Consider the following 22,155-nt stretch of genomic DNA (forward strand, 5'->3'; position numbering starts at 1 on the left):
AATTATACATAATTTGTTGAAAATTGTTAATATTTAGTTTAATAAAAAAACCTTCTGTTTTTCAGAAGGGTTTTACACACTAAATGTTTGAATAAGAGTTGGCTCTCCGTCAAGTTCAATTTTCTTTTCTTGAAAGGAAATATGTAAGCTTTCATAAATATGTTTCCAAAATGAAATAGCCCGCTTATTGCCTGCAAGCTCAATAATCATATACGTTCCTTTTCGATGAGAGAAAATGTCTTTTACCGTTTTAGAAGCGATGCCTTGCCCTCGGTATTTGTTTAAGATAAAAAAATCATTGATGCAGTAATCTGCTTCTTGCTGAAGCGCGGGCTGTTCAAGAAGTAAAAAAAAGCCCGTCAGCTTATCATCTACTTTAATAAAGTATGGCGAGAGGCCTTCTACTTTCCAAAACAGAGGCAGCTCTTCAAAATGGAAAGCTCCATCTTCGCGAATATCTAAAGAAGGTGTATACGCAGATAAATCGTGGAGATAAAGAGAATACAAATTTTGCAAAACGCCCGCTTGGCTTTTAGGTACTTTTTCAATAGTAAGCATTCTTAGTTCATCCCCTTCTTTTCCTATCATAAGGGTTTTTTGTGAAAGTTTACAGTAAAAATGTTTGGGGCAAAGTGAAGATGGATAGTCAAAAAGCTCTTTTTTCATTTTATAGATGTATTAAACGCAATAAAAAAACGATCATCTCCGGTACTGTACGCTCCGTCTGATAATCGTTTTTTATGTTTTGTTTGCTGATGCTGAAGTTTTTCCTTCTTTGTTTTGGTTTTGCGCGTTTCCATGTCTGCAAATACAAATAGGCTGCGGTTTAATTCTGGATTTCGCTTTCCTTCACGCGTCATTTTATCACGCATTTTTTTTGCTTTTGACTTTGCCATGTAACTTCCTCCCTATATAAATGATGTATACATATCTTACTGCTTTTTTATAAAATGTCAAGTGCAGAAGCACTGATAGATTGACAGTGCTTCTGTATAGTCAAGACTCTTTATTTTTCAGCATATCATCTAACTTTTGTTCCATTCGCTGAAGCCTTTTTTCATTTACTCCTTGCTTTTGAATCAATCTTTTTAAGCCTATAATAAATGCAATTATTACCCCTGCTATTCCTATCAGGATAAGCAGCATAAGAATTTGAAAAATAATATCACCTATATTAACCATAATTCCACCTTTTATCTATTTTTTTACATTATATCATTTTTTTGGTTTTTTCGCTTTATTTTATAAAAAAAAGCTCTCAGTGCTGAGAGCTTCATTTACTATCTTCATCGTAAACCGTCCACTTTTCCTGTTTGATTTGATTGGAAACATCGATCAGTTTATTTTTCACTCGATCCTTTTCCGCTCCTGTTAAAGGCGTAGGTCGGTAGTCGTTTCGCGCCGTTGTGGAAGAAATACGGAATGGAATGACGTTGATGTCTTTATTAGTCGTTAGCTTTCCATCTTTAATCGTAAACGTCTGCTGAAATACAAATGTATCTTTATCACTTGGATTTTTGTTTCCGCCAAACATAAAGTTTCCTAAGCTATAGACAATAAATTTATTTTTGTACTCTTCAATTCCTTGAACAACGTGAGGATGATGACCTAAAATCAAATCTGCTCCGTTATCAATTGTATATTTCGCCAATGCTTGCTGCGCTGTATCAGGAACATAGTGTCGTTCAGATCCCCAGTGAAAATGCACAATGATAATTTTAGCGCCTTTTTCTTTTAAAGACTTAATTCCGTCTTTAATCTGGCTTCTTATTTCTTTTGTGTCATCCCAGCCCGGATATCCAAGCAATCCTACTTTGACTCCTTTTACCGTTGTGATGTATGTATCTTCATAGCCAAAATAGCCTATTCCGCTTTTCTTTAAGTTCTCTCTTGTATCATCATATCCTTGCTGTAAATAATCACGTGTATGATTATTAGCTAAGTTAACGTTTTCAATACTTCCTTGTTTTAAAATATTCACAAAAGAAGGATCACCTTTAAAACGAAATGTTTTACTTGCTTTTTCGGTCGCAGTTGTCAGCGTCGTTTCTAAATTAACCGTTGTTAAATCATCTTGTTCAAAAATCGACTTTACATTTTGCGTAAAATACGGAAGGCCATTTCTTGCCGCTACGTCATTAAAAGTAGAATCATAGCTGAAGCTTTCATCATTTCCTAAAGTAAAATCTCCCGCTGCGCTAATTTTAATGGTTGTATTAATACCCTCTTTTTTTTCTTTTTTTGTCGCTTCTTCTTTAGATTTTACCGTTTCTTCTTTTTTCTGTGGTTCAGAAGATGTTTGTTCTCCTGCTCCTCCGCATGCTCCCAGTAAAAAACACAGACTTCCATAAATAACAGCTTTTCTTAAATACTTGTTCATGTAACGTTAAAACCCCTTTTTACGTTTTAATAACTGTGTTTGGACATGGTGTTTAATGCATATTTCGCCAAATACATACAATCTTCCTGTTATATCGGCAAAATAAGTGAAATTTTTATAAAAAAAGGAAGTTTTTATATTCTTATTGGGTTAGAACAAGAGGTTTTGGCTAAGAGAAAAGTAGCGCAAACGCTGCGGAGAAAACTGATGAGCTGTAATAAACTTCAAGTGATTTACAAAATAGCACAGCGATTTCCAAACATCACCTAAAAAAACCTCCTTTGCTCATGCAAAGAAGGTTTTATCTAAACTTAACAAATCGAATCATTAGATTTAGGGTTTTTGAGTCCAAATAACGGTCGGATAAATAGTGCTAAGCCTGTGCCAAGCATCGCCATAACCATCCATACCCATCCGTGAAGACTAAATGAAGCAATGCCGCCAAAGTAAGCGCCAATATTACAGCCAAAGGCAAGTCGAGCACCATATCCCATTAAAAGGCCCCCAACAACAGCTGCTCCTGCAACGCCGGGCTTAATCTTTCCTGGTTTAAACGTCCCTTGCGCCGTTGCTGAAATGAAAGCGCCTAGTATGATCCCAAAATTTAACACGCTGGTAGAGTCCGCTAGCACACTTTTCGTTAGCGCTTCTCCATTCCCACCTTGGAAAAATCCCCAGCTCGATACATCTATCCCAGCTGCCATCATCGCTTTTCCGCCCCATAAAGCAAAAGCAGAGGTAATTCCCCAAGGATTTCCTCTTACAGCAAGCGTCAATGCATTTAATACAGCCAGCACAATCGCTGCGGTGAATAGAGGCCAAGAGCCGCGAATAATTTTCTTCCACCCTTTTGTAGTAGGAAGCTGTTTCATCATAGGCGGATTTTTCTTTTTGGCAATTTGAATCGTAATCCAGTAAATCGCTGCAAACGCGATGAGCTGTACAATCCAAGCACCAAAATAACCAAGACCTGTAGATTCAGCTAGTGAAATAGGCGGAAGCGACGGTTGTTTTTGCCAAAACGGCAAATGATATGCCCCGAACATAGAACCTACAATAAAGGATAAAAGCGTTAAAATCATAGAAGAAGAGCCGCCGCCTAACGAATACAGCGTCCCTGAGGCACATCCATTTCCTAGCTGCATGCCAATTCCAAACATAAACGAACCAACTATCACGCTTACTCCTACAGGTGAAACATATCCTTTTGGCGTTACGCCTGTAAAGCTAAAGTCTGTACTTAAAATAATAGCAAACAGCGTTGAAGCAATCGCGAGCATAAGCATATGCGCTTGCAACCCTTGAACATTGCCGACAGATACAAGTCGGCGAAATGCTGATGTAAAGCCAAAACGTGCGTATAGAAGCGTCATCCCCAACGCTAGACCGATAATAAATAAAACACCTTGCGTCCAATTAGTCGTGAGCACAATCGCAAGAAGTAAAATAACTGCTGCTATAACCCCTCCTGCAAATAATGGCTTTTGCATAGGGCTTAATTCTGTTACAACAGTAGTGGGCTTTGATTTATATGATGAGTGCAACGTTTGCGCCAAATCATCCACTCCTTTTCTGATAGAAATACTAAGAATTAATATTTATCATCTTATAGCACTTCCCTTCTCCTGTAAACTGTTTAGCAAAATGAAAGTGAATTGTTTATTTTTTAAATATTCTTACCTTTAGTCATACAAAAAGCAGAAGTTTCTATTCTTCTGCTTTTCGCTGCTAAACGTAAATAGAATGAATCTCTTTTACCGGAGTAGGATGAGGCTTTGCAAAATAATACCCTTGAAACAAATCATATCCCATCTCTATCAGGCATTTTAAATCTTCTTCTGTCTCTACCCCTTCCGCAAGAGCCTTCGCCCCCATTTTATGGGTGATAGCTAACATCTCTTGGGCCACTTTTTTCTGTTTCTCATTTTTACTGACTCCGTTTGTGAATTCAAATGCTAACTTCACCACGTCAGGCTCCACTTCTAAAAGCCTCTTCAGCGTGTTATAACCAACCACCCCTACGTCATCTAAAGCATATTTAAATCCGTGGGAACGATAATAATTCAAAATGTTTTTTAAATGCTCAATATCTTGAACATCCTCCGTTTCAATAACTTCAAATACTATTTGCTCGGGTTTTATATTCAATTCTTGAATTAACGCAAATGTAGATGCCAAGCAATGCTCGGGATTATATATTGCTGTAGGAATAAAGTTAATAAAAATCAGCTGACGATCAATAATACTGGCATTTTTTACAGCTTCTAAGCGGCAAGCTCGGTCAAGGGCGAAGGTTTTATTTCTTATTTGAGCAGCTTCAAACATTTTAAAAGGGGGTATAATACTTCCATCTTCTTCTAGTCCTCTTGATAAAATTTCATGGCCAATGATGTTCACTTGTTCGCGATCAACCGATACAATCGGCTGATAATATGAGCAAATTCGCTTGTCTTCAATCAGCTCATCAATCCACAAGGCATCTTTCAGTTTTTGGAAAACGGTGATTGGCTCCATACGCGGCAGGTTTTCAAACGGGCTCCGCGGCGTGGCTTCTACAGCCCACACATGCCGAGGGTCTAAATGCTGATAAACATAATCCATAAAACCCCAAAAGATATCTTCTCTCATCCAGAACATATCTTCTCCAAGAGTCTTCCATTGATTTTGAGAAATATCTTTAAAGTATTTTTCCAATTTCTTTACATCGGTTGGTTTCTGAATAGAAACCGTATATCCTCTACTAATTGGCAGACACGCGTCGCACCCCATAGTTCATCTTCTCCCTCATTTATCATCAGTTTTTTGTATGTACACATGGATAGTTCTAGGAACTATACCACTTTTAAGAAATTTGCAAACCCTATTTTCCCTTTAAAATAGAATGCACCGAAAAGTTTTGGTAAAATGATAGACGGCTTTTATTGTCTAGATGATTATACGAAGAACTTGTATAAGGAAGTGAATGATTCATGAGCAAAAACCGTTTTACTAAGTGGTTTTTATTTTCTTTAATACTCTTTGCCTTAAGTACCGGAGCAATGTATTATATGCTGTATATATCGTACTGGGCATATTCTATTAAGCTGTTTTTAATCGTGGTGCCGCTCTTTACATTATTATCGGTTGCTTTTGGTTCGTTGGTAATCGTCCATGAACGCAAAAGAAAACGTGTATTTCAGCTGCAAAACGAAGGAAGTAGTCCTAAAAATACGTTTATTCAAGGCTTTTCCGAAATAACGGTAGGAGCAGGATGCATCTTGCTGTGCTTTTTTCTTTTTCTTTATTTTCTAATGGATTATTAAGTATAAATAAAAAGAGATTGAGACATAACGAAATCAATTCAATCTAAAGACGAACAAATTGGATAAATGAGCTAGTAGAACCGCTTGTTACACCGCGGTTGATTTCCGTGCAAGACTTCGCTTTCCGCGGGTGGCCGATGAGCCTCCTCGTCGCTTCCGCTCCTGCGGGGTCTCACCTATTCTGCTTTTCCCGCAGGAGTCTTCGCCTTGCCCTCCAATCAACCGCTAGAAGCACCTACATACATGAAACTTACATTCACTATACCAATGAAAAAATCCGAACTAGTTTGATTCTCCATCAAGAATCAAACTAGTTCGGATTTTCCTTCAACGAAAATATTTTTGTCACTGCTTCTTTTATTTGGATCTTTCTAGAATATCTCGAACGCTTGCATAGTCAAGCTCTTTATAAGTGCCAACACCTGGTTTTACAAAGGTCTTTTCAACAATAGCATCAAATTCACTATCATCAATATCATAGTCACGCAAGCAGTTCGGGGCTCCTAAGTCATTCCAGAAAGTGCGAAGTGCTTTTGCTCCTTCCGTTGCTATTTCTTCATCGGTTTTTCCTGCGGGTTCAATGCCAAATACGTTTACAGCCAGTTGTCTTACACGAGAAGGATCTTCTTTTAGCACATGCTCCAGCCAGTTAGGGAACAAGATAGCAAGACCGCCTCCGTGGGGAATATCATATACGGCCGACAGAGCATGTTCAATACGATGAGTAGCCCAGTCTCCCCCGTCCGTTCCGTTTGCTAAGCTTCCGTTAAACGCCGTCGTGCTGATATACATCATCGTTTCACGATACTTATAAGAAGTAAGGTCTTTAAGAAGCTTAGGACCTTCTTGTACAGCTGTTCTTAGCAATGATTCAATAAAGCCGTCAATCATCGGCGTATTTTCCGTGCGATGAAAATAGTGTTCAAGCGCATGTGACATACTGTCAACAATTCCATAGACGGTTTGATCGCGCGGCACTGAAAATGTGTACGCCGGATCTAAGATAGAAAAGACGGGAAATACGTGAGAAGACGTCCATCCGAGCTTTTCTTTTGTTTCCCAATTTGTTATAACAGAAGTTGAATTCATTTCAGATCCTGTTGCTGCAAGTGTTAATACCGTTCCAAAAGGAAGAGCATCTGTAATCTCTTCTTTACGTGTAATTAAATCCCATGTATTCCCTTCATACACGGCTCCAGCTGCAATAGCTTTTGTACAATCGATTACACTTCCTCCCCCAACGGCTAAGAGAAAATCAATGTTTTCTTTTTTACATATGTCAACGCCTTTAGCTACCGTAGTCAAACGAGGGTTAGGTTCTACACCAGAAAGCTCGTGAACAACTGCGTTAATAGACTGAAGTTCAGCTTTCACCTCGTCGTATACGCCATTTCGTTTGATACTTCCTCCTCCGTATACTAACAGAACGTTTACTTGTTTATGATAAGAAGCAAGCCCTTGCGATAGCTTCGTAATTTGATTTTTTCCAAAGTATAATTTTGTAGGATTGTGTTGCAAAAATATATTCATGTTCTACACCTCTAGTTTCATGTCTTATAAAAAGTGTATCACGAAAACAACTTCATCATTATTGAAGATTCTCTATACCTATTATCAATATTTTTGATAACCTTCTTGAACAAGTGAAATAAATTGTTGAATGGGTGCCGTCAGCCATTTTTTCTTTTTGAATATGAGCTGTGAATAAAGATAAAATTCTTCGTGGTCAAACGGGATTTTAATCAGTTTTCCGCTTTCCATCTCTTGTTTCACCGCTATTTCCGGTACAAGGGCAATACCTAAATTATCCGCTACGCACTGTTTAATCGCTTCAAGACTGCTAAATGAGATGACCGATTGCATATGAATACCGCTGCTGCGCATCATCTCTTCTAAAAGCGTGCGATAAGGGCAGCCGCTCTCAGTTAAAATGATGGTCTCTCCCTCAAACTCTTCCATTACAACGCTGTTTCTTTCACTAAAAGAATGGGATGGCGAAGCAATCATAACCATGTTTTCTTTTCGAATAGGAATCACTTCTAAACTTGAAGATGTTTGAAGGCGATCAAGCAAAACGGCTACGTCATACTTTCCGTCAATAATTCCTTGTGTTAAGTTTGGACATAAACCCGCTTCTAGCATAATCTTTAGAGAAGGGTGCTGCTTTTTTAATTCACGAACATACGGTGTAATAAAATAAGCGGCCAGCGACTCCACGGTTCCTATTGAAACCGTTCCTCTAGCATCTTCGTTCGTAGTAAGGCGCTCTTTTGCTTCATTTAGTAACTCAGTTACTTGGTTCACATAATAAAGCAATTCTTCACCAGGCTGAGTCAGCTTCATTTTTTGTCCTGTTCGTTCAAATAGCTTTTGACCGTAATGATCCTCTAATTTTTTTATATGAGTGGTAACGCTTGACTGAGCATACCCTAACTCCTCACCCGTTCGTGTATAGCTCCCCCACTTCGCTACTTCTTTGAATGTATATAAATAGTTAATATCCATATGCTGCTCCTTATGTACTGCTGTTTTGTTTCGTTATCCATACGCTAAAGCTGTTCTAGTAATCAGAACTTATACGCAAATAGAATCACAGTACAGTATAAGCGAACTCGTTTTGCCAAGCAATTTTATCAACCTTAAAAATTCTTTTTATATTAGGCAATTACGCCGCCTTTTGTTCATAGAATGAAAAACAAACCTATGAAAAGAAAGGGTGTATCTCGTGACAGCCTACAAAGAAGTGTTATATAAAGGAAAACGCTTTGTACTGATTCACGTATATGATTCAGGATACTGTGAAATCCGACCGATTGATCATGCTTTTAAAGTCGAACTTGTGCGATTAGATGAGATAGAACAATGCGGATAACAGTCGTGAACGCAGCTAATGCAGCTGCTTTTTTGTTTGTATTAAAAACAAGTGGATGAGATAAAAATAGCTGAATTGGCTGGCCTTTTACATAATTTCTTCCTGTATACTTTGTAACTAAGGATATTCGCACTTATTTAGTTTCTATACTTACTCGAGGTGATTACATGAAAAAAGGCTGGCTGGAATGGATATTATTATCCGTTGCGTTAATTTGGGGAGCCAATTATACAATCGGAAAATTTGGAGTTGCTCATATGTCTTCCATTCAATTTAGCGCACTGCGTTTTATAATGGTTGCTCCTATTCTTTTACTTATTACAGGAATAATAGAGCGAGGCATTCGTATCGAAAAAAAAGACTGGGGACGTTTAATAGCGGTCAGTATAGTAGGCGTTACGCTCTATCAAACGCTGTTTATGGTATCTGTTAAGTATACGACAGCTACAAATGCTTCTTTACTTATTTCGATGTCTCCTATTTTCACAGGAATCTTAGCTATATTATATAAGCATGAAGCTTTTTCGTTAAAAACACAGCTAGGCTCTGTGCTTGCTTTTTTCGGGGCTGCGTTTGTACTGCTGTTTGGTCACTCTAGTCATGCGCTGTCGCAGCTTGCATGGTTCGGAAACATCATGGGGATTGTGGCAGCCATTGCTTGGGGCTGGTACCCGATTTTAGCAAAACCTTTAGTCGTAAAATATTCTGCTTTGCGAGTGACTGCCTGGTCTGCTTTAATCGGAGCTATTCCGCTTACTGTCTACTGTCTTTTCACCTATCAAACGCTTATCTGGCCAACAGATATAGGCAGCTGGAGCTCTCTGGCATATTCTATTTTGTTCGTGACGGTGTACGGGCTGGTGATGTGGTATGTAGGAATTGGAAAAATTGGCTCTACAAAAGTAATGGTTTACATGTATGTTATTCCTTTGTTCGCCGTTGTTTTTGCTGCTGTAGCCATTGGAGAGACCATCAATGCTATGCAGCTGCTTGGAGGACTTATTATTTTTAGCGGTTTGTATATTGTTAAAAAAAGCCCTGCTCCTAAAACAGCTCTTAAACTTAAAAAAGCAAACTAAAAAGAGTAACGGGTTCGGTTGATGCATGGTAACTAATAACGCTCAGATTTTTTCTGAGCGTTATTAGTATACTATTTTAATGCCCTAATTGAATTAAACACCCGTTAGTTTGATTAATGAACATTTAGTATATTGATTTTTAGTTTATATTCATGAGTGATTTTATGCTGATTGTATACGCATTGAAAGCCATTTCGTTCATAAAATAACTTCGCTTCGTCAGTATCTGTATAGAGAACGAGGCTGTCGTAATAATTCTCTGCATAGTGAATGACTCCTTTTAAAAGTTGTTTGCCTATACCCTTTCTGCGAAATTGAGCTGAAACATAAAACCTCCTTACTCTTCCAACATTAGCATACTGGCTGTAAGGATTTCGATTAAGGCCGGCTACGCCAATTAATTTGTTTTGTTCACCGTAAACTCCCCACAATCTTTCGCCCGTTTTGTTAAATACGTTTTGCCCGTTTTTATACTCCGCTACTAGCCTTGTAAGAAAGAAAAAGCCTTCCTCCTGGCTTTCTATTAACAGCTCTTTTATATCATGCTCCATCAGATCCGTTAGCCTGATGATTCTCATAAGTGACGGCCATTGTATAAAGAACAAAACCTAAATTTGCGGTTACTTGACTTGCTGCTAAAAAATAAAAACGCTGAGTCAATTCTTTTCTCCTTTCTGTTAGACGTAACATGCAAAAAGATAATCTGTTTTTGTTAATTTTTCCCTTTTAAACTATAACACTATTTGACGAAATCCAAAACTATCTATAATTTAGTAGATGGAGGTTTTTATGTTTAAATATAGTTTTCTTATTGTTCTTATCGCTTTTTTACTTATTAACTTTAACGGTCAGGAAAATCAAATTGTAGGAGGCAAAATAAAAAAGGAACGAAGTGAGGTTTTCTTTGGCGAATACGACAGCTTTACAGGCCGCTACTCCCGGAGCATTAAACTCAAAAAAGGCGTAACCTACGCTTTTACGCTATCTAAAAACACCAAAAGCGGAGACCTGTCCCTGTATGTAGAAGATCCAAGACATACACGTTTCTTTGAAATGACTAATAACTCTCTTTATTTAACACCTGAAAAAACGAAAAGATATCGCGTTAACTTTATAGGCTCGGAGCATAGAGGCTCTTTTCAGCTTTACTGGAAAGGCAGCGTTCAAGAGAAAAACGAAAGATCTGTATAATACCGTTTTAAACAACGCTTAAATGAGGAGGAATGGTTTATGATTATTAATCAAGCTGTCCTGTACACTCATCTACTGGACGAAATGAAGGATTTTTATGTAAATTCTCTCGATTTCCCATTAACCGCCGCTTCACCGCGTTCTTTTTCCATCAAGGTTGGTGAAAGTGAGCTAACCTTTAAAGAAAGTTCTCTACATACGAAGCCCTTTTACCATTTTGCTTTTAATGTTCCAGCAAACCGCTTTATGGAAGCAAAGCAATGGGCTACTCAGAGAGTCTTCCTCAATACAGAAGAGAAGAAAGATGAGATTTATTTTGAAGCATTTGATGCTCATTCGTTTTATTTTGAAGACCCTGCTCATAATATTGTTGAATACATTTCAAGACATTCGGACTGCCCGGTATCCAAGAACCCCTTTTCTTCTAAGTCGCTTTTAAGCATAGGAGAAATCAACTTGACAACTCCTCATGTCCACTCTGTAGGGACACAGCTTATTAACTCCGGTATCACCGTGCGCAACAACAGGCTATTAAACGAGACCTTTAACTTTTTAGGAAGCGGCAGTGCGTTTTTTCTTGTAGGGACGCCTAAAAGACGGTGGTTTTTTTCGAACCGCGACTCTGAAGTTCATCCATTAATGATAAAGGTCAATCATTCTCTAACAGTTGCGCTCGACGAAAAAGGAATGTTGAAGATTACGCAAGAATGATTGTTTTTTCAATAAAGCCACGTAACAAGCGAACTTGTTACGTGGCTATTTTTGTTCAAAATTTAGCTCATACTCCCCCTATAGGTTTTGTATATAGTTCTCGATGTCCTTTCTATTCATCAGCATAAAAACCTTGCAATCCTCATCATTTCTAAGCTTTTCAAACCGGTTTCTCATCTTTTTTTGCCGCTCTCGATACGTAGTAAGAATAAACGTAAAAAATGAGCAATCTACTTTTTCAGGGCATCCTTTTGCCATATCTTCACGCGTTTTTCTTGCATATACGATTCTCCGCTTTATTACTCGGTACACACAAACGATTAGCGGCAGCTCTAAATAAATAATGGTATCTGCACGCTTCACTCGCAGGTCATACGAATTGCTGTAGTTCCCATCGATAATCCAGCTGTCTTTTTTTACAATGTGCTCCTGCAATTCTCTAAAGCTATCATTGTCTCTTTCCGTCCAGCCAGGCTGCCAATACAGGCTGTCTAAATGATGTACTTCTAGATCAAGCTTTTTCCCTAATTTCTTGGCAAATGTAGACTTTCCTACTCCTGGAGAAACGCCCATTACCAGTACTCTTTTCATCTCATCACCTTACCTTTTTAAGAAATAAAGCTGATTGAAGAGAAGGCAACTGTTTATAGCTGACTCGGTGCACTCAGTGTACTCGGAGCGGGCTGCTTTATAAAACAGTTTCATGTTAGCATCTTTATTTCCGTGATTTTCAGGCAACCTATAAACATTCATCATAAATTCCTATATTCCTTCTTGCTTTGTAGTAAATAGGTTGCTTTTATTAATCGTTTCCTTTACCTTAAATGTGAGTATATAAAAGTAAGGTGAAAAAAATGAATGCATCTATGCTAAAGAGATTTTTACGAAACCTCGGTATTTTTATTTATATTGTCATTGCAGCTATTAATATTTACTTAACGAGAAATGATCTAGGCGATATGCTTACCCGCCTTGTGCTGCTGACTATTTTACTTCCTTTGTTTTTTAGTTTTGTGTATGCATTAGGAAAATCACATTTTAAAAGACAAGAAGAACTAGCTGAACAAGAGAAGAAAAAAGAGTAAAAAAAGCCTTTTGGCCAAGGGGGATTTCCCTTGGTAAAAGGCTTTTTACTTTTTTTCATATAACTGAACATCAACTACATCAGGATTAACGTGATACTGCTTGGCAAGTTGATTTACCATTTGCTGAATTTCTCTCTTTTTATGGTAAGAAAGGTGTTGGCGGGGCAGAAGAACCAGAATTTGAGCTTCCGCATAGTTATTCAGCACCCTAACTTCTTGAAAGCCATGCTGCGTCAAAAAAACTTTTAACGCTTTTTCAAAGTCTGTGCTTTCTTTTTGAACAACTATAGAAGGCTGATCGTAAGAAAATAGCGAAACCTCTTTCTCTTCAGGCTTTGTATACACCGCCCAAGCAGTTATAAGCACTGTGACAGCAATACCAACATTTAACATCCACCTTTTCATACCACGAACGCTCCTTTTAATTAAGTTTGTTCATGATATGAAAGAATTCGCTCATTCATGCGTTATCTTCCTAGCCATCCTCCGTCTACAGCAAGTAAATGCCCATGAATATAAGCAGATGCATCAGATGCTAAAAAGACAATCGCCCCTTTAAAATCATCTGCTTGCCCCCATCTGCCTGCGGGAATACGTTCAATGATTTGTCTGCTGCGCGTTTCATCGTTAATAAGTGCTTCATTCATATCAGTGGCAATATACCCTGGTACAATTCCATTAACATTTACGCCCTTTGCTGCCCATTCATTAGATAAAGCCTTTGTAAGCTGAGCAACTCCGCCTTTTGCTGCAGCATAGGCGGGAACGGTAATACCTCCTTGGTAAGAAAGCAAAGATGCCATATTAATAATTTTTCCGCTTCCTTGTTTAAGCATTTGGCGGCCCGCCTGCTGACATAACAACCATACGGTTTTTAAATTAACATTCATAACAGCATCCCAATCTTCTTCTGCAAAGTCTACAGCAGGTGAACGTCTTTGAATACCCGCGTTGTTCACTAAAATATCGAGCTTGCCAAAATAAGCAACAACCGATGAGATCGCTTCGCTTACTTCAGAAGCGTTTTCTAGATTACAATTAACAATAAAACATTTTCTTCCGAGACGTTCAATTTCTTCTTTTACTCCAAGAAATTCCTTTGATCGCTGCAGCAGAGCGATATCCGAACCTGCTTCTGCCAAAGCAATCGCCATTGATCTTCCAATTCCTCTTGTTGCTCCCGTAATCGCTGCTACTTTACCATCTAAAGAAAACAAATCTACTGTCATTGTTCATTCTCCTCTCCGTTTGGTGCAAATAAAATTTTAAGTGATTCATCAGGCCGCTGCATAAAATCAAACCCCGCTTGAATATCTTCAAGCGGCAGCTTATGAGATATCAAAGAATCTGCTGATATTTCACCGCTTGCCAGTAAATCAATAGCCGTCTGAAAATCTTCCTTTGTATAACATCTCGTTGTAGTTAATGAAATTTCTTTAAAGTGCATCGCTGCCAAATCCACTTCTGGGGCGTTTTTGTATACGCTCACCACAACAATCTCTCCTTGGATACGGCTTGTTTCCACCATTTGTTTTGCTGTAGTTTGATTTCCTGCTACTTCAAATACAACGTCTGCACCGACATCATTCGTAAGCAAACGCACTTCTTTTACTACGTCTTTTTTCGCTGCATCAATTGGTATAAAGCCAAGTTCTTTCGCTTTAGTTAAGCGATAAGAACTAATATCTGAGATCATTACTTTTTTTGCTCCTGCTCGTTTCGCAATCATCCCGATCAGCAGTCCAATAGGTCCTGCCCCTAAAATGACAGCTTGGTCCCCTACTTTCAACCGCGAGCGTCGTACTGTATGTACGGCAACCGCTACAGGTTCTGCAAGAGCTGCATGTGCGCTAGACAGTTTCTTTGGCAAGAGGTGAAGACGGCTCACTGGAACAGCCACGTACTGCGCGAACCCTCCATCTTGATCAATGCCGATTAGTTTTAACTTCTTACAAACATGAAACTGTCCTCTTACACAGGCTTCGCATGTTCCGCAGCTAAGCGTAGGTTCAACTGCTACGCGGTCACCTAGAGAAAATTCCGTTTCCCCTTGGATCTCCTCTATAACTCCGCTGAATTCATGTCCCATAATGAGTGGCGCTTGTGCTCTAGGGTGTTTTCCAAAATAAATCATCATATCCGTTCCGCAAATTCCAGCATGAGATACCTTTACAAGCGCTTCTCCTTCTTTTATGACCGGTTTCGCTTTCTGCTGCATGACGGCTTTTGTTTCTGAAACGTAGACACCCGCTTTCATTTCCCCATCCCCTTTGTATACTTGTCGATAAGTTAAAGACAAAAAGGTCCAAAAACATTTTGGATCTTTTATCCCCTTTTTTATGCTTCATTCACTAGTGAAGCTGTTATCGTATTTCGCGTATCTTTAAAATGACGTTTCACTTCATCTTGAATACGTTTTATATTTTGGGACTTTAACGCCTTAATCATTTCATGATGCTGCTCAATCAGTGGCATAACAGCTTTTTTGTCATCTCGAAATCTTTTTTCAGTGGTAATTAAAAGAGCGGCTAAAATAATTTCACGGATGCTTTCCCATAATCTTAATATCCGCTTATGGTTTGCTTCGATAATCACGAGCTCATGAAACCGCAAATCTTGATAAGCAAATTCTATATAGTCATCGTATTTAGCTGCCATATTCATTTGATCAATACTTTGCTCAAGCTTTTTAATAAGCGAATCATGATTGACTTCAGATAAACGTTCTAAGACAAAATGTTCTAAAAGCAGACGAACATCGTACAGCTCGTGTAAATCCCTAGTTGTTAAACCAATAACAACTGCTCCCATTCGCTGTAAGTCAATGAGCCCTTCGTTTGAAAGGGTCCGCAGCGCTTCTCTTATAGGAGATCTACTCATTCCAAACTCTGCCGACAACTGATTTTCGGATAGTATGGTTCCTTTCTTCACCTCGCCGCTCATAATTTGAATTCTCAATTTGCTTACAACTTGTTCTCCTAGCGAGGCTCCGCGAAGCCATCTTTCCGGGTAGGTTACCTTTTTAATGTGTCATCACTTCCTTAACCAACTTGTATACAAGTATTCAAGAACTAGTATATAGATAAGAAACCTTATTGTAAACGTTTTCTTTCTGCAAATGTATATTTTTACAATTCTTTCTTACACTAAGAACTACTGATAAATAAAAGGTGGAAAGATGAATGAATCAAATTATATTATGGGGGATTCTTGTTATTCCATGGTTTTTACTGCTACTGCTTGATAAACAGCGTGTTAAACGATTTTTTACTGTAGGGTTATTTGCTGCATTAATGATGACAATCGCCTATCAAGTAGCGGAAAAAATGCACTGGTGGACGGTTCAAGAAAACGTATTTTTTCTTACTAGTATGGGAGCAACGATTTATTGCCTTCATATTGTGATTACTATCTTTGTCTTTTACCTTACATATCCCGGGTTTATCTTGTACATAATTGTTAACATTATTTTGGATTTGATTCATGGTTATGTTATTGTTCCTTTTCTCGCTAAAATTGGGCTTTATAATCTGTATGATATCAGTCATTTTGGGCTTTTCCTTGTCATGACTACCGTAGCCATTATCCTTTACTTGTTTCAACGGCTGCTTGACTTTATATTTGAGGAAAGCCCTGCATAAAAAGCCACAGCAAACGCTATGGCTTTTTAATCAATAGAAAAATGGAATAACCGTATCTCCGCGAATCGGTTCAACAGCCGTATGAAACTGAATTCGCAAACTTTTTGAAGTTTCGATGTCAGAAGCATCCATGACGTGAAAATGAATGTGTGGCTCTGACGAATTCCCGGAATTTCCACACCTTCCGAGCAGCGTTCCTTTACGAACCACGCCTCCTTTTTTCACAGAAACCGACCCTTTCTTCAAATGTGCAAGCACACTGTATTCTTTTCCTTCATGCTCAATGATAACGTGATTTCCTAAAGGATTTTTTTTATTCGTGTGTCCAATTTCATTATCTTCTTGGCCATCAACTGCTGAAACGACGACCCCTTTTAGCGGAGCTACAACTTTTTTTCCATAGGCATAGTAATCTTCGTTTTTCATTCCATCATTTTTATAGCTTTGCTTTCCTTTTCGCACGACTAAATCATACGCATACCTTTGGTTTTCGACTGGATGGTGATAGTTCAACACCTCATGCTTTCCTCCCCAATAGACAAACCATTCACTTTGAATCGGCATCGTATATTTGTTTGTACTCCATCGATCTCTCTCTGAAAATGATTCTATAGGAGCAATCACAAGTGCTTGTATAATGTTATGTTCATCAAACATAACGCTGATGGCTTTTGTCTGCGTAGAATTTAACCAAATAAACTGCTCAATTTGAGGAGTTAAATAGAGATTTGTTTCTAGTCTGTAGAATTGTTCTTCTTCATTAAACAATTTGCTCTGCTCCAAAAATTGCTGAAGCGAAACTTGATGTTTAAATTCTTCGCTTACACAATCATAAAGCTTCTTAAAATTCCCTTCTGCAAATAAAGTTCCAAACTCTTCTCTGATGTTCACTTTTTTCTCTGTATCCATCATTGTAATCCACCCTTTTATATGTATTTCAATTTGTTTGAATTATCTATAAGTAATACGTTTTATCTTGTAAAAAGGTTTGATTTTCCAATTATTCTACCTCAAAATCTTCTTCTATGCCGTATTTACAATTTTCTCAATCCATTTTATACTTATTTTACAAATATTTGAAAGGAGGTGCAGCATGATGAAAATAACGTTAAATAAGAAAATCAAGCTGCGCCGAGTAAGTGTTTTTGGCGCTTAGATTTTAAGGAGAGTTCACAATGAAAGTAGCATTAGTACGTCATTACAAAGTAAATAAAGGTCTTCCAGAAAACCACCGCTTATCCACCAATGAACTAGTGGCTTGGTTTCAGGAATATGATGAATCAGATATTACGTATGGAGAGACTGAATTGAATAATATCGAATGGAAACGCTGTTTTTCAAGCGATATGCCGCGAGCACACAAAACGGCAAAGCATATTTATAAACAAGAGATCACTCTTCTTCCGGAACTTAGAGAAATACCTATGCCTATTATTCCATTAAAATTTAAACTTCCTTTTATCCTCTGGGCATTACTGTTTCGCATGTCCGGACTCATCAACAAACAAGCTCGTAAAGATATGGCTGAGACTAAGAAAAAAGTCGCAGCAGTGCTAGATCGCGCTATTTCCGAGTCAGAAGACGATTTATTGATTGTCAGCCACGGAGGCATTATGAAGTTTATGCGTAAAGAACTTATAAAACGCGGCTTTAAAGGGCCTCGGTTTGATATTGCTGTTAATGGAAAGCTTTATCTTTTTGAAAAGCAATAGAATGAAGCTTACTAGAAAAACATTCCTAAAAAAAGTCGCAGAGATCAGTCCCTGCGACTTTTTAATAACCATTTTCTTCAATTGTTAATGCTTCACGCAAAGCGATATCTTTTCGGATATTATGAGCGATTTCACGCGTAATTTCTCCTTTTTCATAAAGCTCTTGCACCGTTTCCCGCTCAGTATGAAACGCTTTATAACATAAATCTCTCGTTGCTTTTTTACGTTTGCGTGAATTGTACTCCGTACTCTCTTTTCTAAGTCTTGCCATGGATCTATGGTATTCACTAATAATAGCAAGTGAAATCATTCGATTTTCTTCGTTCATATTTTCTTTAATGACCTTTATCGCTTCTTCAATCATTTGAATACGTACTTTGTTCACTTTGCTTCTTCTTCGCAAGCTTTGTTTTCTTAACGCCTGCTTATTCGGTGAAAAAATTCGGACTAGTAATAATAAAACTTTTTTAAACCTCATCCAGCTCACCAATAATTTGTACCTTACACGATTGGTTACAGCCATTTCAAGCTTGTGCGTATGTTCCAAACAAATATACGCTGTCTCACGGTCTATTTTTTCCTCTTTTAATAGCTTTTCCACCAATTTCCCCTTGGTCTGAAGAGCAAGCAATCGAATTTCTTCTTCATACTGTTTGTTTTCAGAGGCTTCTAAAGGATGAGTTTTAACGATGATGTTATTAATCGTTGTATTATACGTTGAAATTAACGAAAGGGCTGCTCCACGATTTTCCTCGGTCATTTCTCTTTTTAACCGCTGAATAGCAGCTTTGTGCACTTTAATGCGTGCTTTAACCTCTTTTGTATTGCGCTCAGGCTTCTTCGGCGCCTTTTCTGTTTTCGCAATGACAGGTAAAAGAATACTTGCCGCAACTAAGGTTAACAATATAACGCCTGCTGCTAGAAAAATAATCAGAGAGCGTTCCGGAAAATCACTGCCGTTATCAAGCGTATATGGAATCGAAAACGCTCCGGCTAACGTAACAGCTCCCCGTACACCTGAAACCGTAATAATGCCAATAGACCGGGGCTCAGGTTTTAGATGCTTGTTATTTTTGTAATACCAGCCTACTGACCATGACACCATCACCCAAATAAATCGTAGTACAAGCAAAAAGACAGTAATAATCAAAATATAAAGAAGCACTTGTCCATTATTAAAGTTTGGATCTTGAATAATTGCTTTCGCCACCTTTGGTATTTGCAGACCAAGCAGTACAAACACCAAGCCATTTAACAAATATAAAATAACCGTCCAAGTACTTTTTGATACTACTTTAAGCTGCTGGTTAGGTGATTCCTCTCGGTCACGCTCAATCGCATGCACAATGCCGCCTGCTACAACTGCCAAGATTCCTGATAAATGAAAATGTTCAGCAATGTAGAAGACAACAAATGGAGTTAGAATTTGTATTAACATATGAATCGTAATATCTTCCATTCCTAAACGTCGAACAAGTACACGCAGTCTGATAATCAGAAAAGCGATAAATGCTCCTACAAACAAACCGCCCAGCGCTACCCAAAGGAACTGAAATGTAGCATCTACTATCGAAAAGACGCCCGTCACGGTAGCAGCTACTGCTACTTGAAACGCTACAAGACCAGAGGCATCATTCATCAGCCCTTCGCCTTCAAGCAAATGCATAATTCGCTTAGGCAGCTTCACTCGGCTCGCCATAGCTCCAACAGCCACTACATCTGTTGGGGACAAAATAGCGGCTAGTGCAAATGCCGCCGGTAACGGAATGGAAGGGATGAGCCAATTGATTAGATATCCCCCTACTGCCACGGTTACAAAAACCAGTCCCAGCGCTAGTAATAAAATAGGTGTACGAAGCTTCCAAAGAGCAGCTCTTGACACGTTTTTCCCATCATTAAATAATAGCGGGGCAATAAATAAAATAAAAAATAACTCAGGCTCTAAATGTACATCTCCGCCAAATGGCAAGATAGCAAGCCCTGCTCCCAAAGCTATTTGAACTAATGGAACAGGAATAAATGGTACAAAATGATTAATGATATTAGATAGACCAATCAAAGCCAATAGGACTAATATCGTCAGAAAAAATTCCATAGAAACAATCGACTCCTACTTCTATCTACATCCTTTTAAAGGGATCACGTTATCTCTTTTCATTTATTTTATAGTGTTTAGTTTACGCTTTTTCTGCCAAAAAATGTTGCAGGTTATTAAAAAGTGCTCTTTCTTTTCGGTAAGTTTATTTCTACTGACATTAAGGGAACAGTATACATGATATTCTTTATTTACCATATAAATCAGCTCAGCAAACTTTTATAAGGGAGGTGTTCCCTTATCCGTTTCAACGGAGTAAGGAGATAAATTTGGAAACAGTAAATGTCATTTTATTCATTGTATTAATCATATTAACAGCCTTTTTTGTTGCAACGGAATTTGCCGTCATCAGGGTACGGTCCACTAGAATCGACCAGTTAATTGAAGAAGGAAACCGGAACGCTTTAGCAGCAAAAAAAGTAGTATCAAATTTAGATGGCTATCTTTCAGCCACACAGCTGGGCATTACGGTTACCGCGCTCGGTCTAGGCTGGATAGGTGAACCTACGGTAGGGCATTTATTAGAGCCGCTTATTGATATGCTTCCTTTTGCTGCATCCCTTTCACATGTGATATCGTTTGTTCTTGCTTTTTCGATTGTCACATTTTTAAATGTGGTAGCTGGAGAACTTGCGCCCAAAACAGTGGCGATTCAAAAAGCCGAACAAGTGACGCTGTTATTTTCCCGTCCGCTTATTCTTTTTTCTAAGTTACTTTATCCGTTTATTTGGCTTTTAAACCACTCAGCAAGAGGCGTTGTCGGATTATTTGGACTGAAGCCAGCTTCTGAAAATGAAGTGGCTCACAGTGAAGAAGAGCTTAGAATTATCTTATCTGAAAGCTATGAGAGCGGTGAGATTAATCAATCAGAATTTAAGTTCATGAATAATATTTTTGAATTTGACAACCGAACGGCTAAGGAAATCATGGTGCCTCGTACAGAAATTGTTAGCGTATCCGCAGACGAAACGATAGAAGAATTCTTAAAAATGGCTAGAGTAGAGCAATATACTCGCTACCCAGTAGTTGTAGATGGCAACAAAGATCAAGTGGTGGGATTAGTGAATATTAAGGAAATATTGGCTGATTACATAAAAGAAGATGATATCAAACCACGTAGCGTACAGACGTATATGAAACCCATCATCCAAGTCATTGATTCCATCGCCATTTACGACTTATTGCTTAAAATTCAAAAAGATAGAATTCACATGGCCATCTTAATAGACGAGTACGGAGGAACAACAGGGCTTGTAACGGTAGAAGACATTTTAGAAGAAATTGTTGGTGAAATTCGTGATGAATTTGATGATGATGAAATACCGGATGTACACAAAATTAGTGAAAATCACTACGTGCTAGACGCCAAGGTGTTAATCGAAGAAGTGAATGATTTACTCGGAACAAATATTGAACAAGAAGATGTTGATACCATTGGCGGCTGGATGCTCACCGAAAAGTTTGATCTGGCTAAAGGTGATAGCATCACACACGAAAGTTTTTCATTTAAAGTCATTGATATTGAACATCACCATATCAAACGAATCGAAATAACGAAGGAAAAAAGTACGGATAACAGCTGATTATCCGTACTTTTTTTGATGCTCTTTTTTAAATTTCAAGTACTCTTTATTCTCTCGTACCTCCTTCCATTTTTTCATAAAAATAGCCGCCGATTCTGCTTTTTGTTCATCAATTTGCCGTTCGTTACGCTCTCCGTCTTTGCTGTATTTCTTTCCGCCTTTGTAGTTCGCGTAGCGCCTGGATCGCGTGTATCCCATTTGGAGAAATTTCCGGGCCATGTCCATTCCAACAAAATCGCTTTTTTCTTTGTAGGTTAAAAAAAGCTGATAAATGGCGTCCGCGGATTCCTCAGCAATTTCAGGTGTTCGAAAACGCCAATGAGGAAGAATTTCACTTTTATATGGCTCAACAAGGAGAACTCCTTGTTCTCCTTGTTCTCCTTTTCCTACTCTATACTTTTCAGGATGTTTTCTAAAATCGATATGCTCAAAGTCAAGTGAATAATCAAATGCCACGGCTCTCCCCTCCTTTTTGATCTCTACCCTTTACAAATGAATGATAAA

At 38.3% G+C, this 22,155-nt stretch carries 27 protein-coding genes; 9 read left to right on the forward strand and 18 right to left on the reverse strand.

What is annotated here, in order from left to right; genetic code table 11:
• Positions 1 to 72: 72 nt before the first annotated feature.
• The 6 genes from LIS78_RS14745 to LIS78_RS14770 all read right to left on the reverse strand — a co-directional run bounded on the left by LIS78_RS14745 (position 73) and on the right by LIS78_RS14770 (position 5,149).
• Positions 73 to 558 carry a GNAT family N-acetyltransferase gene (locus LIS78_RS14745; RefSeq protein ID WP_034651113.1) on the reverse strand — a complete coding sequence of 162 codons (486 nt, stop codon included), beginning with the start codon at positions 556 to 558 and terminating at the stop codon, positions 73 to 75.
• Positions 559 to 662: 104 nt separating this feature from the next.
• Positions 663 to 896, reverse strand: coding sequence for a ribosome rescue factor BrfA (gene brfA, locus LIS78_RS14750; protein ID WP_209149960.1), 234 nt, complete (start codon positions 894 to 896; stop codon positions 663 to 665).
• Positions 897 to 996: 100 nt separating this feature from the next.
• Positions 997 to 1,182, reverse strand: a complete 186-nt coding sequence (locus tag LIS78_RS14755; RefSeq protein WP_209149961.1) for a DUF4083 family protein — start codon at positions 1,180 to 1,182, stop codon at positions 997 to 999.
• Positions 1,183 to 1,273: 91 nt separating this feature from the next.
• Positions 1,274 to 2,380 (reverse strand): CapA family protein, encoded by a 1,107-nt coding sequence (locus LIS78_RS14760; protein ID WP_195782899.1) that lies wholly within the window; start codon positions 2,378 to 2,380, stop codon positions 1,274 to 1,276.
• Positions 2,381 to 2,691: 311 nt separating this feature from the next.
• A complete protein-coding gene (locus LIS78_RS14765) occupies positions 2,692 to 3,936 on the reverse strand; it encodes a YeeE/YedE family protein (protein ID WP_252283904.1) in 1,245 nt (414 codons plus the stop codon).
• Positions 3,937 to 4,108: 172 nt separating this feature from the next.
• On the reverse strand, positions 4,109 to 5,149 hold the full coding sequence (locus LIS78_RS14770) for an EAL domain-containing protein (protein ID WP_252283905.1): 1,041 nt from the start codon (positions 5,147 to 5,149) through the stop codon (positions 4,109 to 4,111).
• A gap of 200 nt (positions 5,150 to 5,349) precedes the next feature.
• On the opposite strand from LIS78_RS14770, the gene LIS78_RS14775 reads away from it, so the two are divergent.
• On the forward strand, positions 5,350 to 5,682 hold the full coding sequence (locus tag LIS78_RS14775) for a hypothetical protein (RefSeq protein WP_252283906.1): 333 nt from the start codon (positions 5,350 to 5,352) through the stop codon (positions 5,680 to 5,682).
• 87 nt (positions 5,683 to 5,769) lie between these two features.
• On the opposite strand, the gene LIS78_RS31405 is transcribed toward LIS78_RS14775, so the two are convergent.
• The 3 genes from LIS78_RS31405 to LIS78_RS14785 all read right to left on the reverse strand — a co-directional run bounded on the left by LIS78_RS31405 (position 5,770) and on the right by LIS78_RS14785 (position 8,187).
• Positions 5,770 to 5,904, reverse strand: coding sequence for a hypothetical protein (locus LIS78_RS31405; protein ID WP_286676924.1), 135 nt, complete (start codon positions 5,902 to 5,904; stop codon positions 5,770 to 5,772).
• Positions 5,905 to 6,039: 135 nt separating this feature from the next.
• Entirely contained in the window at positions 6,040 to 7,212 is a 1,173-nt protein-coding gene (locus LIS78_RS14780; protein WP_252283907.1) for an iron-containing alcohol dehydrogenase, read from the reverse strand.
• 84 nt (positions 7,213 to 7,296) lie between these two features.
• Positions 7,297 to 8,187 (reverse strand): LysR family transcriptional regulator, encoded by an 891-nt coding sequence (locus LIS78_RS14785; protein WP_209149965.1) that lies wholly within the window; start codon positions 8,185 to 8,187, stop codon positions 7,297 to 7,299.
• A 220-nt stretch (positions 8,188 to 8,407) separates the two neighbouring features.
• Between LIS78_RS14785 and LIS78_RS14790 the strand changes: the two genes are divergently transcribed.
• Positions 8,408 to 8,554 (forward strand): hypothetical protein, encoded by a 147-nt coding sequence (locus LIS78_RS14790; RefSeq protein WP_013057506.1) that lies wholly within the window; start codon positions 8,408 to 8,410, stop codon positions 8,552 to 8,554.
• Between the two features lie 167 nt (positions 8,555 to 8,721).
• Entirely contained in the window at positions 8,722 to 9,633 is a 912-nt protein-coding gene (locus LIS78_RS14795) for a DMT family transporter (protein WP_075420780.1), read from the forward strand.
• A 113-nt stretch (positions 9,634 to 9,746) separates the two neighbouring features.
• Here LIS78_RS14795 and LIS78_RS14800 read toward each other — a convergent pair whose 3' ends face one another.
• Positions 9,747 to 10,184: a GNAT family N-acetyltransferase gene (locus LIS78_RS14800; protein ID WP_252283908.1), complete on the reverse strand. Its 438-nt coding sequence runs from the start codon at positions 10,182 to 10,184 to the stop codon at positions 9,747 to 9,749.
• A 238-nt stretch (positions 10,185 to 10,422) separates the two neighbouring features.
• Here LIS78_RS14800 and LIS78_RS14805 point away from each other — a divergent pair, with 238 nt between their 5' ends.
• Together LIS78_RS14805 and LIS78_RS14810 are read left to right on the forward strand one after the other, a co-directional pair.
• On the forward strand, positions 10,423 to 10,824 hold the full coding sequence (locus tag LIS78_RS14805) for a hypothetical protein (RefSeq protein ID WP_252283909.1): 402 nt from the start codon (positions 10,423 to 10,425) through the stop codon (positions 10,822 to 10,824).
• Positions 10,825 to 10,863: 39 nt separating this feature from the next.
• The gene (locus tag LIS78_RS14810) at positions 10,864 to 11,535 is read left to right on the forward strand and encodes a VOC family protein (RefSeq protein ID WP_209149968.1); all 672 of its coding nucleotides are present in this window, start codon (positions 10,864 to 10,866) and stop codon (positions 11,533 to 11,535) included.
• Positions 11,536 to 11,613: 78 nt separating this feature from the next.
• Here LIS78_RS14810 and LIS78_RS14815 read toward each other — a convergent pair whose 3' ends face one another.
• Entirely contained in the window at positions 11,614 to 12,126 is a 513-nt protein-coding gene (locus LIS78_RS14815; protein ID WP_252283910.1) for a P-loop NTPase family protein, read from the reverse strand.
• A gap of 263 nt (positions 12,127 to 12,389) precedes the next feature.
• On the opposite strand from LIS78_RS14815, the gene LIS78_RS14820 reads away from it, so the two are divergent.
• Positions 12,390 to 12,620: a hypothetical protein gene (locus LIS78_RS14820; protein WP_013057513.1), complete on the forward strand. Its 231-nt coding sequence runs from the start codon at positions 12,390 to 12,392 to the stop codon at positions 12,618 to 12,620.
• Between the two features lie 45 nt (positions 12,621 to 12,665).
• Here LIS78_RS14820 and LIS78_RS14825 read toward each other — a convergent pair whose 3' ends face one another.
• The 4 genes from LIS78_RS14825 to LIS78_RS14840 form a co-directional block, all read right to left on the reverse strand.
• Entirely contained in the window at positions 12,666 to 13,025 is a 360-nt protein-coding gene (locus LIS78_RS14825) for a hypothetical protein (protein WP_195782890.1), read from the reverse strand.
• A 62-nt stretch (positions 13,026 to 13,087) separates the two neighbouring features.
• On the reverse strand, positions 13,088 to 13,849 hold the full coding sequence (locus tag LIS78_RS14830; protein WP_195782889.1) for an SDR family oxidoreductase: 762 nt from the start codon (positions 13,847 to 13,849) through the stop codon (positions 13,088 to 13,090).
• The gene (locus LIS78_RS14835) at positions 13,846 to 14,877 is read right to left on the reverse strand and encodes a zinc-dependent alcohol dehydrogenase (RefSeq protein ID WP_252283911.1); all 1,032 of its coding nucleotides are present in this window, start codon (positions 14,875 to 14,877) and stop codon (positions 13,846 to 13,848) included. Before LIS78_RS14835 ends, LIS78_RS14830 begins: the two co-directional genes overlap by 4 nt.
• An 80-nt stretch (positions 14,878 to 14,957) precedes the next feature.
• Positions 14,958 to 15,647 carry a GntR family transcriptional regulator gene (locus tag LIS78_RS14840; protein ID WP_286676970.1) on the reverse strand — a complete coding sequence of 230 codons (690 nt, stop codon included), beginning with the start codon at positions 15,645 to 15,647 and terminating at the stop codon, positions 14,958 to 14,960.
• 155 nt (positions 15,648 to 15,802) lie between these two features.
• Here LIS78_RS14840 and LIS78_RS14845 point away from each other — a divergent pair, with 155 nt between their 5' ends.
• Positions 15,803 to 16,261 carry a hypothetical protein gene (locus tag LIS78_RS14845; RefSeq protein ID WP_013057518.1) on the forward strand — a complete coding sequence of 153 codons (459 nt, stop codon included), beginning with the start codon at positions 15,803 to 15,805 and terminating at the stop codon, positions 16,259 to 16,261.
• A 30-nt stretch (positions 16,262 to 16,291) separates the two neighbouring features.
• On the opposite strand, the gene LIS78_RS14850 is transcribed toward LIS78_RS14845, so the two are convergent.
• Complete coding sequence (locus LIS78_RS14850; RefSeq protein ID WP_252283912.1) at positions 16,292 to 17,173, reverse strand: M23 family metallopeptidase; 882 nt, start codon at positions 17,171 to 17,173, stop codon at positions 16,292 to 16,294.
• A 263-nt stretch (positions 17,174 to 17,436) separates the two neighbouring features.
• Here LIS78_RS14850 and LIS78_RS14855 point away from each other — a divergent pair, with 263 nt between their 5' ends.
• Positions 17,437 to 17,973 (forward strand): histidine phosphatase family protein, encoded by a 537-nt coding sequence (locus tag LIS78_RS14855; protein WP_195782886.1) that lies wholly within the window; start codon positions 17,437 to 17,439, stop codon positions 17,971 to 17,973.
• A gap of 61 nt (positions 17,974 to 18,034) precedes the next feature.
• Here LIS78_RS14855 and LIS78_RS14860 read toward each other — a convergent pair whose 3' ends face one another.
• Positions 18,035 to 20,068 carry a Na+/H+ antiporter gene (locus LIS78_RS14860; RefSeq protein ID WP_252283913.1) on the reverse strand — a complete coding sequence of 678 codons (2,034 nt, stop codon included), beginning with the start codon at positions 20,066 to 20,068 and terminating at the stop codon, positions 18,035 to 18,037.
• 269 nt (positions 20,069 to 20,337) lie between these two features.
• On the opposite strand from LIS78_RS14860, the gene LIS78_RS14865 reads away from it, so the two are divergent.
• Complete coding sequence (locus LIS78_RS14865) at positions 20,338 to 21,651, forward strand: hemolysin family protein (protein ID WP_252283914.1); 1,314 nt, start codon at positions 20,338 to 20,340, stop codon at positions 21,649 to 21,651.
• On the opposite strand, the gene LIS78_RS14870 is transcribed toward LIS78_RS14865, so the two are convergent.
• Entirely contained in the window at positions 21,652 to 22,107 is a 456-nt protein-coding gene (locus LIS78_RS14870; RefSeq protein WP_252283915.1) for a DUF4385 domain-containing protein, read from the reverse strand.
• Between the last annotated feature and the right edge of the window lie 48 nt (positions 22,108 to 22,155).

The organism is Priestia megaterium (genome assembly GCF_023824195.1).
Taxonomy (GTDB): Bacteria; Bacillota; Bacilli; order Bacillales; family Bacillaceae_H; genus Priestia; species Priestia megaterium_D.